1 protein-coding gene is annotated in these 1,076 nt (G+C 69.1%); it reads left to right on the plus strand.

Annotated elements, in window-relative coordinates; genetic code table 11:
* Positions 1-127 precede the first annotated feature (127 nt).
* A partial coding sequence (locus tag ABZ842_RS38860) for an IS481 family transposase (protein ID WP_361548613.1) occupies positions 128-1,076 on the plus strand: 949 nt, incomplete at its 3' end.

Genomic DNA, 1,076 nt, shown 5'->3' on the forward strand with positions numbered 1-1,076 from the left:
CTAGGTGTATTGCCCTGGGAGGTTGTGGACGGGTGACGCAGGTCTCGGCCGATGTGTCTTGAACGGGTGAGGGCCTTCCGGGTTCGGTGTGGATTGCGACGTCTACACCAACCAGCAGAAGGCCCTCATGCCCCACCGTAATGCACCCCTGACCGAGACCGGACGGCTTCGTCTGGCCCGCTGCGTGGTCGAGGACGGCTGGCCCCTGCGCCGGGCCGCCGAACGCTTCCAGGTCTCGCCCACCACGGCACAGCGGTGGGCGAGCCGCTACCGCTCTCTGGGCGAGGCGGGCATGAGTGACCACTCGTCTCGTCCGCATCGCAGTCCCCGCCGGACGCCGACCCGGACCGAGCGCCGGATCATCAAGGTCAGGGTCCTGCGCCGGTGGGGCCCGGCCCGCATCGCCCACCTCCTCGGCCTCGTCCCCTCCACCGTCCACCGCGTCCTGGCCCGCTACCGTCTGGCCCGCCTCACCCACCTCGACCGCGCGACAGGCCGGGCCATACGCCGCTACGAACGCGAGATGCCCGGCGAACTCGTCCACGTCGACATCAAGAAACTCGGCAACATCCCCGACGGCGGCGGCCACAAAGCCCTCGGCCGCCAAGCAGGCCGCAAGAACCGCGAGAACGCCGGCTACGGCTACATCCACACCGCCGTCGACGACCACTCCCGCCTCGCCTACAGCGAAATCCACGCCGACGAGAAGAAGGACACCGCCACCGGCTTCTGGACCAGGGCCCACGCCTACTTCACCGCCTGCGGGATCACCGTCGAACGCGTCCTGACCGACAACGGCGCCTGCTACAAGTCCCACGCCTGGCGCGACGCGATGGCGGCGGCCGGGATCACCCACAAGCGAACCCGGCCCTACCGGCCCCAGACCAACGGCAAGGTCGAACGCCTCAACCGCACCCTGCTCGACGAATGGGCCTACGCCCGCCCCTACCGCTCCGAACAGGAACGCCGCGAAGCGTTCCCGCAATGGCTCCACACCTACAATCACCACCGCGGACACACCGCACTCGCGGGCAAACCACCCGCCAGCCGCGTCCCCAACCTCACAGGGCAATACA

It is taken from the genome of Streptomyces sp. NPDC047315 (genome assembly GCF_040643215.1).
Taxonomy (GTDB): Bacteria; Actinomycetota; Actinomycetes; order Streptomycetales; family Streptomycetaceae; genus Streptomyces.